Source organism: Sphingomonas sp. Leaf21 (assembly GCF_916858675.1).
Taxonomy (GTDB): Bacteria; Pseudomonadota; Alphaproteobacteria; order Sphingomonadales; family Sphingomonadaceae; genus Sphingomonas.
Map to the genome: position 1 here is coordinate 18,559 of NZ_CAKASM010000033.1, position 14,935 is coordinate 33,493.

A 14,935-nucleotide genomic window follows, 5' to 3' on the forward strand; every position below is an offset into this window, starting at 1 on the left:
CGTGATGCGACGCGGTTCGGGAAGTCCCGATCCGTGTCCCGCGCCTCCCCGCGCCATCCCGCCGTCTTCGCCAAGGCTCGGCGGGTTTTACAGCCCGAGCTTCGCGATCATCAGGTCGAGCAGCCGCTGGTCGCCGACCTTGGCGATCGGGCCCAGCGCACCGCATTCGAGGCAGCGGGCCTGGACCGAACCGCCGCGGACCAGCCGCGCGACGTCGCCCAGCGCGCGCGCGGCGACCGCGCGGCGCTCGGCGGCGGCGATCGCGAAGACGTCGCCGCCCTGCTGTCCGTCATCGTCGCTCTCGAAACCCTCCGCCAGGAAGGCCGCGAAGCCGGGCTTCTTCTCCAGATATTCGGCATGGACCTTGGTCGGGTCGAGCTTCGCGCGGCGGGCGGCCTCGGCGATCGCGTCGGACAGGGTGCCGAAGCGGTCGACCAGTCCGATCTGGCGCGCGGTGCCGCCGTCCCAGACGCGACCCTGCGCGATCGTGTCGACCTTTTCCGGCGTCATGTGCCGCGACTGCGCGACGCGGCCCAGAAACTGGCGATAGCCGTTCTCGATCCCCGCCTGCAGGATCGTGTCGAGCATCGGCGTGGTGCCGCCCAATATGTCGGGCTGGCCGGTCAGCGGCGTGGTCTTCACCCCGTCGGTGGTCACGCCGATCTTGGCGAGCGTGTTCTCGAAGGTCGGGATGATCCCGAAGATGCCGATCGATCCGGTGATCGTCCCCGGCTCGGCGTAGATCATGTCGCCGGGGGTCGAAACCCAATAGCCACCCGACGCGGCAAGTCCGCCCATCGAAACGATGACGGGCAGCTTCTGGCGCTTGGCCTCGAGGATCGCCTGACGGATCTGTTCCGAGGCGAGGACCGAGCCGCCCGGCGAATCGACGCGCACGACCAGCGCCTTGAGCTTCTCGGTCGCCAGTCCGTCGAGCAGCGCCTTGGATACCGTGTCGCCCGCCGCCGTGCCGGGGCCGGCCTCGCCGTCGACGATGTCGCCCGCGACGGTCAGCACGCCGATCGCGTCGCCAGTGGTCGGCAACGGGTTGGCGCGCACCCAGGAGGCATAGGAGATGGTGCGGAAGCTGCCAGCGGGCTTGTCCGATTCCGCACCGGCGATTTCGGCGACGCGCTTGCCGAACGCCATCCGGTCGCCCAGCTTGTCGACCAGCCCGGCCTTCAGATTGGCCTCCGCGATATTGCCGTTCGTCGCCAGGATGGCGCGATCGGGCTGGGCCAGGAAGCCGTCGATCTGCGCCTTGGGTCGCGCCTTGGCGACGGCTTCGCGCCACTGGGCGAACAGCGTGCCGTAGAGCGCCTGCGACGCGGCGCGCGCGTCGGGGCTCTGGTCGGTGCGGATATAGGGCTCGACGAACGACTTGAACTTGCCGACGCGATAGACGTGGGTGTTGACGCCCAGCTTGTCGATCAGCCCCTTGTAATAAAGCTGGTTGCCGCCGGGACCGGTGAACAGCGTGCCGCCCAGCGGGTTGACCCAGATCTCGCTGGCATTGGCCGCCAGACGATAGGCGCCGTCGGTATAGGCGGTGGCATAGGTCAGTACCGGCTTGCCGCTCTTGCGGAAGCGGGTCATCGCATCGCCCACTTCCTGCAGCATCGCGGGATAGGCGCCGCCGAACGCATCGAGGTCGAGCACCAGCACCTTGACCCGACCGTCTTCCCTGGCGGTGTCGATCGCGCGGACCACGTCGCGCAGGCGATACTGGCGCGGGGTTTCGCCGCCCGACAGCAGGGCGAGCGGGGCGACCGTCTCGGGCTGTTCGACGATCGGGCCGTCGAGCTTGAGCAAAAGTGCGCCGTCGGTGATCGCCCTGGTCCCCGGCCGGGCGTTGAGCGCGGCGAAGATCAGCCCGAAGAACAACAGCATCGCCGCCAGGACGAGGAAGTCCTTGATCCCGACGAGCAGCCGCCACGCCGCGCGGACGATCCGCCACCCGCCACGTCTGCCGGGCTTGCGACCGGGGCGGCTGAAATCCTGATCTAGCGGGGAGGCGGGCGGAAAAGCGTCGGAACGGGCGTCGGTCATCCGGCATGGCTAGCCCAGCCGGGGAGGCTCGGCAATGGTCCGTGTTACGGCGCCAATACGGGTGGGCCTCATGCTTCGTTTGGTTCCCGTTTTCGGGTCGCCCCGTCGAAATATTTCTCCGCCGGGCGTTGACGCCCCGAACGGCCGTTCACATATCCGGGGCGTTGGCACTCGCATGGCTCGAGTGCCAGAAAAGTGTAACATGCCAGATAAAGGGACATGGCAATGAACTTTCGTCCGTTGCACGACCGCGTTCTCGTTCGCCGGGTCGAGGCCGAGGAAAAGACGGCTGGCGGGATCATCATCCCCGACACCGCCAAGGAAAAGCCCCAGGAGGGCGAGGTCGTCGCCGCCGGTTCGGGTGCGAAGGCCGAAGACGGCAAGCTGACCCCGCTGGACGTGAAGGCGGGCGACCGCATCCTGTTCGGCAAGTGGTCGGGCACCGAGGTCAAGGTCAACGGTGAAGACCTGCTGATCATGAAGGAATCGGACATTCTGGGGATCATCGGCTGAGCCGATGAGCGCCAGCCCCGGCGAAGGTCGGGGCCCGGATCCAAAGACTCCTGATCTCCACAATCCTAATCTGAAAGGGTAGCCACCATGGCAGCCAAGGAAGTCAAGTTTTCGCGCGACGCGCGTGAGCGCATCATGAAGGGCGTCGACATCCTCGCCGATGCCGTCAAGGTCACGCTGGGGCCGAAGGGCCGCAACGTCGTGATCGACAAGTCGTTCGGTGCCCCGCGCATCACCAAGGACGGCGTTTCGGTCGCCAAGGAAATCGAACTCAAGGACAAGTTCGAGAACATGGGCGCGCAGATGGTGCGCGAAGTGGCGTCGAAGACCAACGACATCGCCGGTGACGGCACCACCACCGCGACGGTCCTGGCCCAGGCGATCGTCCGCGAGGGCATGAAGTCGGTCGCGGCGGGCATGAACCCGATGGACCTGAAGCGCGGCATCGACATCGCCGTCACCAAGGTCGTCGAGGACATCAAGGCCCGCTCGAAGCCCGTCTCGGGTTCGTCGGAAGTGGCGCAGGTCGGCATCATCTCGGCCAATGGCGACCGTGAAGTCGGCGAGAAGATCGCCGAGGCCATGGAAAAGGTCGGCAAGGAAGGCGTGATCACCGTCGAGGAAGCGAAGGGTCTCGATTTCGAGCTCGACGTCGTCGAGGGCATGCAGTTCGACCGTGGCTATCTGTCGCCCTACTTCATCACCAACCCGGAGAAGATGACGGTCGAACTCAACGACCCGTACATCCTGATCCACGAGAAGAAGCTGTCGAACCTGCAGGCGATGCTCCCGATCCTGGAAGCCGTCGTCCAGTCGGGCCGTCCGCTCCTGATCATCGCCGAGGACATCGAGGGTGAGGCTCTGGCCACGCTCGTCGTCAACAAGCTGCGCGGCGGCCTGAAGGTCGCAGCGGTCAAGGCGCCGGGCTTCGGCGATCGTCGCAAGGCGATGCTGGAAGACATCGCCATCCTGACCGCTGGCGAGCTGATCTCGGAAGACCTGGGCATCAAGCTCGAGACCGTCACCGTCGGCATGCTGGGCACCGCCAAGCGCGTCACGATCGACAAGGACAACACCACCATCGTCGATGGCGCGGGTGATGCCGAAGCGATCAAGGGCCGCACCGAGGCGATCCGTGCGCAGATCGAGAACACCACCAGCGACTACGACCGCGAGAAGCTCCAGGAGCGTCTGGCCAAGCTTGCTGGCGGCGTCGCCGTCATCAAGGTCGGCGGTGCGACCGAGGTCGAGGTGAAGGAGCGCAAGGACCGCGTCGACGACGCGCTGCACGCGACCCGCGCGGCCGTCGAAGAGGGCATCGTCCCCGGCGGTGGCACGGCGCTGCTCTACGCGACCAAGGCGCTCGACGGCGTCAAGGGCGTCAACGACGACCAGACCCGTGGTATCGACATCGTCCGCAAGTCGCTGACCGCGCTGGTTCGCCAGATCGCTCAGAACGCCGGCCATGACGGTGCCGTCGTGTCGGGCAAGCTGCTCGACCAGAACGACACCTCGTTCGGCTTCAACGCGTCGACCGACACCTATGAGAACCTGGTGACCGCCGGCGTGATCGACCCGACCAAGGTCGTCCGCACCGCGCTCCAGAACGCGGCGTCGGTCGCGGGCCTGCTCATCACCACGGAAGCCACCGTGGCCGAGCTGCCCGAAGACAAGCCCGCCATGCCCGCCGGTGGCGGCATGGGCGGCATGGGCGGCATGGACTTCTAAGTCGGATATCGGCGACCGGCGGGGCGACCCGCCGGGGACCGGACCGGCCTGTCCTTGCGGCAATGCCAAAGAGAGGCTCGGGGAGCGATCCCCGGGCCTTTTTTGTGTCCGCGGTGTTCCCGACCGCCGTTCCGCCCGAGCGAAACCGAAGGCCACGGGACTCGCGCGCCATCATCCGCATCGCGACCGGGCCCCGGCCTTCGCCGGGGGGACAGAAGAGCACAGAAAAAGGCGGCCGGACCATCGCCCGACCGCCTTTCCCGTAACCCGAAAGTCGGACCCGCTTACGCGCCCGCGTTCTTCAGCGCGGCCTGGACGTCCGACCAGGTGATCGCGCCCTTCAGCGGCTTGCCGTTGAGCAGGAAGGTAGGGGTGCCGGTCACCGTGCCGTCGGCGCCGCGATCCTGGGTCTGCTTGGTCAGGCGATCGATCTGCGTCATGTCGCCCAGGCACTGGCGTGCCTTGGCTTCGGGGATGCCGCGCTGCTTGACGAAGTTGATGAGGTCCATCTGGTCGGCCAGCGCCTTGATCACGTCGACCGGCTTGGCGTTCTGCAAAGCCTTTTGCTGGTCGGGGCTCATCGCCTGGAGCTTGTCGTTGAAGCCCTGCTGCGACTGGTACATCTGCTCCAGCACCGGGAAGAAGGTCGCCTCGCCCGCGCAGATGCCGAGCAGCGCAGGCGGCAGGTCGGGCGCGCCGTGGATCAGGAATTCGCGGAATTCCCAGCTCACCTTGCCCGACTTGACGTAATTGCTGGTCAGCGGCTCATATCCCTCGCGCGCGAAGGCGCCGCAGGCCGGGCAGAGGCGCGAGCCATATTCGACCAGCTTGATGGGGGCATTGGGGTTGCCCATCACATAGCCCTCGGCGGTCTTGCTGACGACCTGGGTCCAGTCCTGGCCCGCGGGCGCGGCGACCGCGGGCAGCGGCGAGGCGGCGGGGGCGCTGCTGTTGGCGTCGCCATTGCTCCCGCAAGCGGCGAGCGCCAGCGGCAGGGCGAGGAGAAGGAGGTGGGACTTCATCGACAAATGCTCCGAGGGGGAAAAAGGAACTTAGCGGGCGCCCGCCGCGCGCAACAGCGGCAACAGCGCCTCCCAGGTGAAGACACCCATCGCCTGCTTGCCGTTGATGAAGAAGCCGGGGGTGCCCTCGATCGTGGCGGGCGCGGAGGTGGTGAGCGCGATGACGCGGTCGGTCGCGGCGCGGTCCGACAGGCAGGCGGTGATCTGCGCGTCAGTGAGGCCCGCCGCCTTGCCGATCGCGGTCAGCCCCGCCCCGTCCACCTCGGCACGCATCTGTGCGGCGGCGGGGTAGGCGGCGATCCGCTGGCCATTGGCCTCGTCGAACTCCATGCCGCGCTTCAGCCAGTCGCGCTGCTGCGCGAAGATCGTGTCGCTCAGCCCGGCGAATTTGGCCGCCCCGCCGCAGCGCGCGACGAGCGCGGCGGCGAGGTCGAGCCGGTCGCGGATGAAATGGCGAAGCTCGATGCTGGTCGAGCCCGAGCGCACCATCTGCCCCTTGAGCACGGCCGCGGACCTGGTCGAGAAATCGGCGCAGTGCGGGCAGGTATAGCTGACATATTCGACCAGCTTCACCCGCGCATTGGGATTGCCGATGACATAGGCGCCAGCGGGCGTCTGGGTGACGTGGCTCGTCCAGTCGACCTTGCGCTGCGCCTGCGCGGCGTCGGCGGTGGTCGGGACGGCGGAAAGCGAGAGGCCGAGCGCGGCCAGCGACAGGAAGAGACGCATCACGACACCTTGGGAAGGCCGCGCGTCGCAGCGACGCCCGCGGCAAGCGATTCGAGAACGGCGCGAAGCTCCGGATCGGCGATCTGGCGCAGCCCGTCGCCCATCTCGGGCGGGACCGGCTGGGGCTTGGGCGGCGCGGCGCGGCGCGGTGCCGCCATGGGCAACTCACCCTGCCGGATCTGGAGCCGCGCGACCGCCGGATAGCCGAAGAAACGGTTCACCCGCTCGATGATCTCGGGCGCGATGTGCTGCATCATCGGGGCGTGCGCGCCGCGCACCACCAGGGTCAGCACGCCGTTCTGCTTCTCGCCCTGCGGGAACCGGATCGATTCGGGGGCGCTGGCGGTCGACAAACGGGGCCCGACGATATCGGGCCAGCGGCTGACGATCGCGCTCTGGACGAAGCCGAAGCGGCGAAAGGCCGCGCCGCCGATCGCGGGCAGCAGTTCGGATACCGCGCGCGGGCGATTCGATCGGGGGGGCGGCTCTTGGGGGGCGCGGACGCGCTTGCTCATATCGCGCTCCATGCCATAGCGGGCGGGTGGACGCCAAGCACTCATCATCGACTGAAAAAATCGACACCCCCGCCGGGCGTTTGCTGGCCTGGTACGACCGCCATGCGCGCGACCTGCCGTGGCGCGGCCGTCCGGGAACGACCCCCGATCCCTACCGGGTCTGGCTGTCGGAGGTCATGCTGCAACAGACGACGGTGGCGGCGGTCGCGCCGCGATTCACCGCGTGGACCGAGCGCTGGCCCGATGTCGCGAGCCTGGCGGCGGCATCGGACGCGGACGTCATGGCCGCCTGGGCGGGGCTTGGCTATTATGCGCGCGCCCGCAATCTGGTGAAGGCGGCGCGGGCGGTGGTCGCCGAGCATGGCGGGCGCTTCCCGACGACCGAGGCGGCGCTTCGCGAACTTCCCGGATTGGGCGCTTACACGGCGGCGGCGGTGGCGGCGATCGCGTTCGGCGAGCGGGCGGTGGTGGTCGACGCCAATGTCGAGCGTGTGGTCGCGCGGCTGTTCGCGATCCGCACCCCGCTCCCCGCCGCGCGGCCCGCGATCCGCGCGGCGACGGACCGGATCACCCCCGACCGTCGCGCGGGCGACTTCGCGCAGGCGATGATGGACCTGGGCTCCTCCATCTGTACCGTGAAGCGGCCGCAATGCCTGCTCTGCCCGATCGCGACCGACTGTCGGGCGCGAGCCGAGGGGATCGCCGAGACGCTGCCCGCCAAGGCACCCAAGAAGAAGCGTCCCCGTCGCCACGGCACCGTCTTCTGGATCGAGCGGGACGGGCGGGTGTGGCTGGTCCGGCGACCGGACAAGGGGCTGCTGGGCGGGATGCGCGCCCTGCCGACCGGGCCGTGGAGCGACGATCGCCCCGGACTGGCCGACGCGCCCGGCGACGGGCCGTGGACGATGCTGAACGACACGGTCGTCCATGGCTTCACGCATTTCGAACTGGAATTGGCGCTTGCGAAGAGCGAGGGCGAACCGGCCGATTCGGCGGCGGGCGAATGGTGGCCGGTGGCCGAACTGGGAACCGCTGGCCTGCCCACGTTGTTCGCGCGGGCAGCCGATCGTTTGAAAGGGGCCGGAGACCGATGATGCGCCGTGTGATGTTGACGAGCGGGGCGATGCTGATCCTGCTGAGTGCCACCGCCCCGGCGCAGGTCGCGCAGCAACCGCAGCCCCGCGCCCAAGCCGCGACCGCGCTGCCCGCGACGCAGGCGTTGTTCGACACCTATGTCCGCACGGGCAAGATGCCGGGCATCGTCGCCGCGATCGGTATCCAGGGCCGGCCGCCGATGTTCGTCGCCGCCGGGCGTACCGGTCTGGAGCCCGGCGCCCCCGCCGTCACGCCCGACAGCCTGTGGCGGGTCTATTCGATGACCAAGCCGATCACCGCCATGGCCGCGATGATCCTGATCGAGGAGGGCAAGCTCAAGCTCGATCAGCCGTTGTCCGATATCTATCCGGCCTATCGGCAGATGCGGGTGCTGACCGATCCCGACGCCTCGCTCGCCACGCGTCCGGCGACCAAGCCGATCACCATCCGGGAACTGCTGACCCACACGGCGGGGCTCGGCTATGGCTTCAATGCCAAGGGGCCGCTGCTCAAGGAATATGAGCGGCTGGGCCTGATGCCCTTCGCCGCCAATGCGCAGGTCGAGGCCAAGGTCCGTCCGACCCGCCCGGCCACGCTCCAGCAATTCGCCGAGCGTGCCGCCGCCGTGCCGCTGGTCGCCGAGCCGGGGACGCAATGGAGCTATTCGATGGGCCTCGACGTGATGGCGGCGGTGGTCGAGAAGGTGTCGGGCGTGCCGTTCGAACGCTTCGTGCAGACGCGGCTGTTCACCCCGCTCAAGATGAATTCGAGCTATTGGCAGGTGCCCGCATCGGCGGCGAACCGGCTGGTCAGCAACTATACCTTCCTCGGCGACAATCTGGTCCCGGTCGATCCGGCGGCGACCTCGGTGTTTCGCCAGGCGCCGAGCTTTCCCTATGGCGGCGCGGGTCTGGTCATGTCGGCACGCGACTATGACCGGTTCCTGCAAATGCTCCAGAACGAAGGGCAGGTCGACGGCGTCCGCGTGATGAAGCCCGAAACGGTGCGGCTCGCCATGTCCAACCTCCTTCCCCAGGGGGTGAGCTATGGTGGCGTGTCGGGGAGCACCGGGGGCAGCGCGGGGGCGATACCGACCGGTTATGGCGCGGGGGGATCGGTGACGCTCGCCGATACGCCGGGCGGACCGGGCAAGGGCACCTATGGCTGGGGAGGGGCGGCGGGCACGATCGCCTATGTCGACCCGACCCGGCACATGCGCGGCACGGTGATGGTCAATTATTTCCCGGCCGACCGCTATCCCCTGCGTCGCGACCTGGCGGCGGCGCTCTACCAGGATCTGGGGCGGAGCCGTCCGTGACGATCGGCTTTACCGGCGGTCGCCTGGACCGCGCCGATCCGCTGCGCCACGATCCCCAGGGTTTCGCGGCGGCCCTGGCCGATCCGGCGGCGCGGCTATTGGTACTCGATGGCTATCAGCCCGGCATGGCGGACGGACGACTGGCCTGGACCGGCATTCCCCCCGATGCCGTCGCGGACGAGCATGTCCTGCTGGGGATCGAGGACGGCGTACCGCATTTCGCGCGGCTGACAGGCGAACCGGCGGTCGGCCGCTCGTTCGAGATGATCGCGGCGCTCCATGCGCTGATGCCGGGCGAGGCGGCGACCTATGCCGCGGCGCGGTCGGTGATCGACTGGCACGCGCGGCATCGCTTCTGTGCCCGCTGCGGCACCGCGACGGCGCCGTTCCGCAGCGGCTGGGGGCGGCACTGCCCCGCCTGCGGCACCGAGCATTTCCCGCGCGTCGATCCGGTGGTCATCATGATCGCCGAGCATGATGGTCGCGCGCTGCTGGGTCGGCAGCCCGCCTTTCCGCCGGGGCGCTACTCGGCGCTGGCCGGTTTCCTCGAGCCGGGCGAATCGATCGAGGAGGCGGTCGCACGGGAATTGTTCGAGGAGGCGGGCGTGCGGGTCGGGAATGTCCGCTACATCGCCAGCCAGCCCTGGCCGTTTCCGTCCTCGCTGATGATCGCGTGCGTGGCGACCGCCGTGGACGACGTCCTCACGATCGATACGACCGAGCTGGAAGACGCGATTTGGGTCTCGCGCGACGAGGTGCGCGCCGCGCTGGCGGGGGATGGCTCGCGTTTCGGCGTGCCGCCCGACTATGCGATCGCCCATACGCTGCTGGCGGCCTGGGCCGCCTGATCCCTCCCCGTATCGGGGAGGATCACCCCCGCTCGCGCGCCTGGGCGTAGGTGCCGAGTATCCGCACCGACTTGCTGTGGAATCCCAGTTCCTCGACCGCGCGGTCGAAGGCGGGTTCGCCCGGCTTGCCGACCACGTCGCAATAGAATTCGGTCGCCGCGAAGCTGCCCCCGCGCTGATAGCTTTCCAGCTTGGTCATGTTGACGCCGTTGGTCGCGAAGCCCCCCATCGCCTTGTACAGCGCGGCGGGAATATTCTTCACCTCGAAGATGAGGCTGGTCATCCAGGGGCCGTCGCCGACCGGCGGCTGGCTGCCGCGTGCCAGGGCGACGAAGCGCGTCATGTTGCGCTCGCCGTCCGAGATGTCCTCGGCCAGCAGGTTCAGGCCGTAGAGCTCGGCGGCGCGCGGGGGGGCGAGCGCGGCGATACGGGGATCGCCCATCTCCGCCACCCGCGCCGCCGCGCCCGCCGTGTCGGCATAGGCGATGGGACGGATACCGTGCGCGCGCAGCCAGTGACGGCATTGGCCGAGCGCCTGGGGATGGCTCATCGCCTCGGCCAGTTCGTCGCGCGTCCCGGTCGCCATCAGCGCGTGGCGGATCGACAGGAAATGCTCGCCCACGATCGCCAGCCCGGATTCGGGCAGCAGGAAGTGGATGTCCGCCACCCGCCCATGCAGCGAATTCTCGATCGGGATGATGGCTCGGTCGGCCTTTCCACTCTTCACCGCATCGAGCGCGTCGGCGAAGTCGAAGCAGGGCAGGGGCAGGCCATCGGGATAGGCCTCCAGCGCCGCGACATGGCTGTTCGCGCCCGGCGCGCCCTGAAACGCGACGGCGCGGTGCGGCTCGGCCAGCGCGGCGTTCGTCATCGCCGCGACGATCGGGCGGGCGGGGGCGGCGTAATTCTCCATGGGCCAGCGGCCTAATCGCGGGGCGGCGCGCGATCAAGACGTGAAGCCGGAGACACAAAACTTGCCGTCCGCGAAAGCGGCACCTAAGGTCCGGGTTCAGGAGAGATATTGGCGGGGCAGCGAAAAGCGATGGACCTAAAGACCAATACGATCGCGGGATGGGTGCTTGGCGCGGCAGGCGCGGCACTGGGTCTTTCGATCGTCGGCGGCATGATGTTCCACGACGAACGGCCGGAAAAAATGGGCTATGCGATCGAGGGTGTCGAGGCCGAGGGCGGCGGCGGTGCCGCGGCGGAAGTGCCGATCGCGTCGCTGCTACCGACGGCGGACGCGGCCAAGGGCGCGGAAGTGTTCAAGAAATGCGCCGCCTGCCACACCATCAACCAGGGTGGCGCGAACGGCATCGGCCCCAATCTCTATGCCACGCTGGGTGAGGGCATCGCCCAGGGCAAGGCGGGCTTCGCCTTCTCCGACGCGCTGAAGGCGGTCGGCGGCAATTGGGACTGGGACAAGATGAACGCGTGGCTGACCAGCCCGCGCAAATTCGCGCCCGGCACCAAGATGACCTTCGCGGGCCTCTCCAACCCGCAGGACCGTGCGAACGTGATCCTCTACCTCAACCAGCAGGGATCGAACCTGCCGCTCCCCGCCGCTCCGGCGGCCAAGGACGCGGCGGCCAAGGAACCCGCCGCCGGTGCTCCGGCCAATGGCGCCGACGCGGCGGTCAAGAAGGTCGAGGAGGATCCACGCGGCGACACCGGATCGATCGCCAACACCGGAACGCCCGCCAAGGGCGCGCCCTCGGTCGATCCCCAGGCCGCGATCGAGGGGGCCAAGGCGCCCAAGTGATCGGGTGACATTCGCCGAGCTGATCGCCCATCTGCCGATCCTGCAGGCACCGATGGCGGGGGTGTCGACCCCCGCCATGGCGGCGGCGGTGTGCGAGGCGGGCGGGCTCGGCGGGATCGCACTGGGCGCGAGCGATCCGGCGCAGGCCGCCGCGATGCTGGCCGAGACCGGCGCGCGTACCGACCGGCCGTTCAACGTCAATCTCTTCGTCCACGCGCCGCCCCGCCATGACCCGATGCGCGAGGCGGCGTGGTGCGAGGCGCTGCGCCCCGTCTTTGCCGAGCAGCGGGCCGAACCGCCCGCGGCCCTGCGCGCCATCTATCCCAGTTTCGCCGGGGATGATGCGATGCTGGCGCTGTTGGTCGAGGCGCGACCGGCGGTCGTCAGCTTCCATTTCGGCCTTCCCGACGCGACGCGAATCGCCGCGCTCAAGGCCGCCGGGTGCCTGCTGCTGGCGAGCGTCACCTCACCGGCGGAGGCGCGTGCCGCCGAAAGGGCCGGGATCGATGCGCTGGTCGCCCAGGGCTATGAGGCGGGCGGGCATCGCGGGGTCTTCGATCCCGACGCCCCCGACGACCGGCTGGGCGTGCTGGCGCTGACCCGGTTGCTCGCGGTGCGGGCGGCTCGGCCAGTGATCGCGGCGGGGGGCATGATGGACGGCGCTGGAGTGTCCGCGGCACTGGCGCTGGGCGCGGTGGCGGCGCAACTGGGAACGGCGTTCATCGCCTGCCCCGAAAGCGCGGCGGACGCGGCCTATCGAGCGACCCTGCTGGGCGAGGGGGCGGCGCATACGCGGATGACCCGCGTCATCTCCGGACGGCCGGCGCGGTGCCTGCCCAATCGCTTCACCGCACTGGAGGAAAGGCTGTCGGTCGCGCCGCCCGACTATCCGATCGCCTATGACGCCGGAAAGGCGCTCCACGCCGCCGCCAGCGCGCGGGGGCAGCATGGCTATGGCGCGCAATGGGCGGGGCAGGGCGCACCGCTGGCGCGGGTCATGCCCGCGGGCGAGCTGGTGCGGACCATTGCTGGCGAGATGCGGCGATAGGGTCTATCCGACCGGGCTCAGGCTGCTCGACGTTCATTCCCTTCCTTCCTTCGCGAAAGTGCCATTCCAACCGCAAATTCGCCGTTCCCCCGCGCAGGCGGGGGCCCAGTGCTCTCCGTGAAGCGGTTGTCCTGCTGGGGGTACTGGACCCCCGCCTGGGCGGGGGAACAGGGGGCAGGGATCGGGCTTTTGCGCAGAACCCCTCGCGTGGCAGGAATAGGGGGAATGTCGACCGGTCCCAGGACAAGGCGGAGAAGAGCAGCATGACGAAGTTCGCGGCCTGGATGGCCCCCATGGTGATGGCCGCTACCCCGCTGGCGGCGGCGGAGATGCGCTCACCGATCCTGTCGTCCGAGTTCATCGATGCACATGCCCCCTATCCGCAGGCGCATGCCTCGACGCTGGTGCAACTGCCCGACGGGACGCTCGCCGCCGCGTGGTTCGGAGGTTCGGGGGAGAGCCGCCCCGATGTACGGATATGGTTCGCACGGCGCGAGGGGCGGGGCTGGACCGCGCCGGTGCCGGTCGCGGACGGCGTATCCCCGCATGGCGACACGCGCTATCCGACCTGGAACCCGGTCCTGTTCCAGCCGCCTGGCGGCCCGCTTCACCTCTATTACAAGGTCGGGCCCAATCCGCGTCAATGGTGGGGCATGGTCATCCGTTCGAGCGATGGCGGCCGCACCTGGACGACGCCGGAACCGCTGCCCCGGGGCGTGCTGGGGCCGATCAAGAACAAGCCGGTGATCGCCGCCGACGGGAGCTGGCTTGCCCCGTCCAGTCGGGAAGAGGGGACGGCGGAGGCCAATATCTGGTCGCTGCGGATCGAGCGCAGCACCGATCGCGGCGGACACTGGACGGTCAGTGCGCCCATCGCCTCGCCCATGCATATCGAGGCGATCCAGCCCAGTATCCTGTTCCACAAGGACGGCACGCTGGAACTGGTGGCGCGGACGCGGCAGGGGGCGCTGGCGCAAAGCTGGTCGCGGGACAATGGAGTCACCTGGTCGCCGATCGCGGCGATCGACCTGCCCAATCCCAATGCCGGGACCGACGCGGTGACGCTGTCCGACGGGCGGCAACTGATCGTCTACAACCATGGCGCCCATGCCCCCGGAACCCCCGGTGACGGCCCGCGCTGGCCGCTGAACATCGGGTTGTCGGAGGACGGGGTGCGCTGGCGCAACGTCCTGACCCTGGAGAGCAAGCCGATGCCCGATGGCTATGCCTATCCGGCGGTGATCCAGACCCGCGACGGGCTGGTGCATGTTTCCTATACCTGGAACCGTCAGCATATCCGGCACATGGTGATCGATCCCCGACTGTTGCGGTAAGGGGGCATCGTGGCCAAGGCCAAGGGATGCGCTGGCCACGATGCTCCGCTAGACCGTTGCCATGACCACCAAGCCCCCCATCGGCCGCGATACGCGGCTCTGCATGTCGCTGTCGGCGCGGCCCGGCAATTTCGGATCGCGGTTCCACAACCGGCTCTATGAGCTGACCGGGCTCGACTATGTCTACAAGTCGTTCAGCACGACCGATCTCGCGGCGGCCGTCGGCGGGATCCGCGCGCTGAACATCCGGGGCTGCGCGATCTCTATGCCGTTCAAGGAAGCGGTGATCCCAATGCTCGACGGGCTGGCGGGCTCGGCGGCGGCGATCGACAGCGTGAACACGATCGTCAACGACGACGGGCGGCTGACGGGCTACAATACCGACTATGCCGCGGTCGTCGAACTGATCGCCGATATCGACCGCGACACCGCGTTCGTGCTGCGCGGCTCCGGCGGCATGGCAAAGGCGGTGGCGGCGGCGTTTCGCGACTCGGGGTTCACCACGGGCACGATCGTCGCGCGCAACGAGGACGCCGGGCGCGGCCTGGCCGAGCTTTACGGTTTCGCCTGGGCGCCGGAGCTGACCGAGGGCGCTGACCTGCTGGTCAACGTCACGCCGATCGGCATGACTGGGGGCGATGAGGATCAGTCGGCCTTTCCCGACGCGATGATCGCCGGAGCAGGGATCGCCTTCGACGTCGTCCAATACCCACCCGAGACGCGCTTTCTTCGCACGGCGCAGGCGATGGGCAAGCGGATCATCACCGGCACGCAGGTCGCGACGATCCAGGCGCTCGAGCAGTTCGTGCTCTATACCGGTGTTCGGCCGACCGATGCGCAGGTTGTGGAGGCTGCGGATTACGCGCGCCGCATGGGGTGATCCTAGGCGCGCGCCGCTAGGGCCGATCGACATTCAACTATGCCTGTCCATCCCTCGCCCCTCGTAGAGGGGAGAGGGTTGCGCAGACTTGGTC

14 protein-coding genes are annotated in these 14,935 nt (G+C 68.7%); 9 read left to right on the forward strand and 5 right to left on the reverse strand.

Annotated elements, in window-relative coordinates:
- Positions 1 to 87 precede the first annotated feature (87 nt).
- A complete protein-coding gene (gene sppA / locus LRP66_RS16995; protein WP_268992470.1) occupies positions 88 to 2,049 on the reverse strand; it encodes a signal peptide peptidase SppA in 1,962 nt (653 codons plus the stop codon).
- A gap of 225 nt (positions 2,050 to 2,274) precedes the next feature.
- On the opposite strand from sppA, the gene groES reads away from it, so the two are divergent.
- Entirely contained in the window at positions 2,275 to 2,562 is a 288-nt protein-coding gene (groES, locus tag LRP66_RS17000; protein WP_230483787.1) for a co-chaperone GroES, read from the forward strand.
- Positions 2,563 to 2,649: 87 nt separating this feature from the next.
- Entirely contained in the window at positions 2,650 to 4,290 is a 1,641-nt protein-coding gene (groL, locus tag LRP66_RS17005; RefSeq protein ID WP_230483788.1) for a chaperonin GroEL, read from the forward strand.
- Positions 4,291 to 4,574: 284 nt separating this feature from the next.
- Here the strand turns inward: groL and LRP66_RS17010 are convergent, their stop codons facing one another.
- Genes LRP66_RS17010 through LRP66_RS17020 form a run of 3 tightly spaced genes read right to left on the reverse strand, consistent with a single transcriptional unit; the run spans position 4,575 to position 6,556 of the window.
- Positions 4,575 to 5,312, reverse strand: a complete 738-nt coding sequence (locus LRP66_RS17010) for a DsbA family protein (RefSeq protein WP_230483789.1) — start codon at positions 5,310 to 5,312, stop codon at positions 4,575 to 4,577.
- Positions 5,313 to 5,342: 30 nt separating this feature from the next.
- Positions 5,343 to 6,041, reverse strand: coding sequence for a thioredoxin domain-containing protein (locus LRP66_RS17015; RefSeq protein WP_230483790.1), 699 nt, complete (start codon positions 6,039 to 6,041; stop codon positions 5,343 to 5,345).
- The gene (locus tag LRP66_RS17020) at positions 6,041 to 6,556 is read right to left on the reverse strand and encodes a DUF721 domain-containing protein (RefSeq protein WP_156361024.1); all 516 of its coding nucleotides are present in this window, start codon (positions 6,554 to 6,556) and stop codon (positions 6,041 to 6,043) included. Before LRP66_RS17020 ends, LRP66_RS17015 begins: the two co-directional genes overlap by 1 nt.
- Positions 6,557 to 6,582: 26 nt before the next feature.
- On the opposite strand from LRP66_RS17020, the gene LRP66_RS17025 reads away from it, so the two are divergent.
- The 3 genes from LRP66_RS17025 to nudC are packed head-to-tail and all read left to right on the forward strand — an operon-like array spanning position 6,583 to position 9,817.
- The gene (locus LRP66_RS17025) at positions 6,583 to 7,650 is read left to right on the forward strand and encodes an A/G-specific adenine glycosylase (protein ID WP_230483791.1); all 1,068 of its coding nucleotides are present in this window, start codon (positions 6,583 to 6,585) and stop codon (positions 7,648 to 7,650) included.
- A complete protein-coding gene (locus tag LRP66_RS17030) occupies positions 7,650 to 8,969 on the forward strand; it encodes a serine hydrolase domain-containing protein (RefSeq protein WP_443026712.1) in 1,320 nt (439 codons plus the stop codon). The genes LRP66_RS17025 and LRP66_RS17030 overlap by 1 nt, the downstream gene beginning before the upstream one ends.
- Positions 8,966 to 9,817 carry an NAD(+) diphosphatase gene (gene nudC / locus LRP66_RS17035; RefSeq protein ID WP_230483793.1) on the forward strand — a complete coding sequence of 284 codons (852 nt, stop codon included), beginning with the start codon at positions 8,966 to 8,968 and terminating at the stop codon, positions 9,815 to 9,817. The genes LRP66_RS17030 and nudC overlap by 4 nt, the downstream gene beginning before the upstream one ends.
- Before the next feature lie 22 nt (positions 9,818 to 9,839).
- Here nudC and LRP66_RS17040 read toward each other — a convergent pair whose 3' ends face one another.
- Positions 9,840 to 10,730, reverse strand: a complete 891-nt coding sequence (locus tag LRP66_RS17040; protein ID WP_230483794.1) for a prephenate dehydratase — start codon at positions 10,728 to 10,730, stop codon at positions 9,840 to 9,842.
- Positions 10,731 to 10,859: 129 nt separating this feature from the next.
- Between LRP66_RS17040 and LRP66_RS17045 the strand changes: the two genes are divergently transcribed.
- The 4 genes from LRP66_RS17045 to LRP66_RS17060 all read left to right on the forward strand — a co-directional run bounded on the left by LRP66_RS17045 (position 10,860) and on the right by LRP66_RS17060 (position 14,841).
- Positions 10,860 to 11,579, forward strand: coding sequence for a c-type cytochrome (locus tag LRP66_RS17045; RefSeq protein ID WP_230483795.1), 720 nt, complete (start codon positions 10,860 to 10,862; stop codon positions 11,577 to 11,579).
- Between the two features lie 4 nt (positions 11,580 to 11,583).
- Positions 11,584 to 12,627, forward strand: a complete 1,044-nt coding sequence (locus LRP66_RS17050; RefSeq protein WP_268992471.1) for an NAD(P)H-dependent flavin oxidoreductase — start codon at positions 11,584 to 11,586, stop codon at positions 12,625 to 12,627.
- 263 nt (positions 12,628 to 12,890) lie between these two features.
- Positions 12,891 to 13,961, forward strand: a complete 1,071-nt coding sequence (locus LRP66_RS17055) for a sialidase family protein (protein ID WP_230483796.1) — start codon at positions 12,891 to 12,893, stop codon at positions 13,959 to 13,961.
- A 61-nt stretch (positions 13,962 to 14,022) separates the two neighbouring features.
- A complete protein-coding gene (locus tag LRP66_RS17060) occupies positions 14,023 to 14,841 on the forward strand; it encodes a shikimate 5-dehydrogenase (RefSeq protein ID WP_230483797.1) in 819 nt (272 codons plus the stop codon).
- Positions 14,842 to 14,935 lie beyond the last annotated feature (94 nt).

Bases quoted from the DNA above. Each gene is read 5' to 3' on its own strand.
- sppA (WP_268992470.1), bottom strand. From the start codon at position 2,049: ATGACCGACGCCCGTTCCGACGCTTTTCCGCCCGCCTCCCCGCTAGAT.
- groES (WP_230483787.1), top strand. From the start codon at position 2,275: ATGAACTTTCGTCCGTTGCACGACCGCGTTCTCGTTCGCCGGGTCGAG.
- groL (WP_230483788.1), top strand. From the start codon at position 2,650: ATGGCAGCCAAGGAAGTCAAGTTTTCGCGCGACGCGCGTGAGCGCATC.
- LRP66_RS17010 (WP_230483789.1), bottom strand. From the start codon at position 5,312: ATGAAGTCCCACCTCCTTCTCCTCGCCCTGCCGCTGGCGCTCGCCGCT.
- LRP66_RS17015 (WP_230483790.1), bottom strand. From the start codon at position 6,041: ATGCGTCTCTTCCTGTCGCTGGCCGCGCTCGGCCTCTCGCTTTCCGCC.
- LRP66_RS17020 (WP_156361024.1), bottom strand. From the start codon at position 6,556: ATGAGCAAGCGCGTCCGCGCCCCCCAAGAGCCGCCCCCCCGATCGAAT.
- LRP66_RS17030 (WP_443026712.1), top strand. From the start codon at position 7,650: ATGCGCCGTGTGATGTTGACGAGCGGGGCGATGCTGATCCTGCTGAGT.
- LRP66_RS17040 (WP_230483794.1), bottom strand. From the start codon at position 10,730: ATGGAGAATTACGCCGCCCCCGCCCGCCCGATCGTCGCGGCGATGACG.
- LRP66_RS17045 (WP_230483795.1), top strand. From the start codon at position 10,860: ATGGACCTAAAGACCAATACGATCGCGGGATGGGTGCTTGGCGCGGCA.
- LRP66_RS17055 (WP_230483796.1), top strand. From the start codon at position 12,891: ATGACGAAGTTCGCGGCCTGGATGGCCCCCATGGTGATGGCCGCTACC.
- LRP66_RS17060 (WP_230483797.1), top strand. From the start codon at position 14,023: ATGACCACCAAGCCCCCCATCGGCCGCGATACGCGGCTCTGCATGTCG.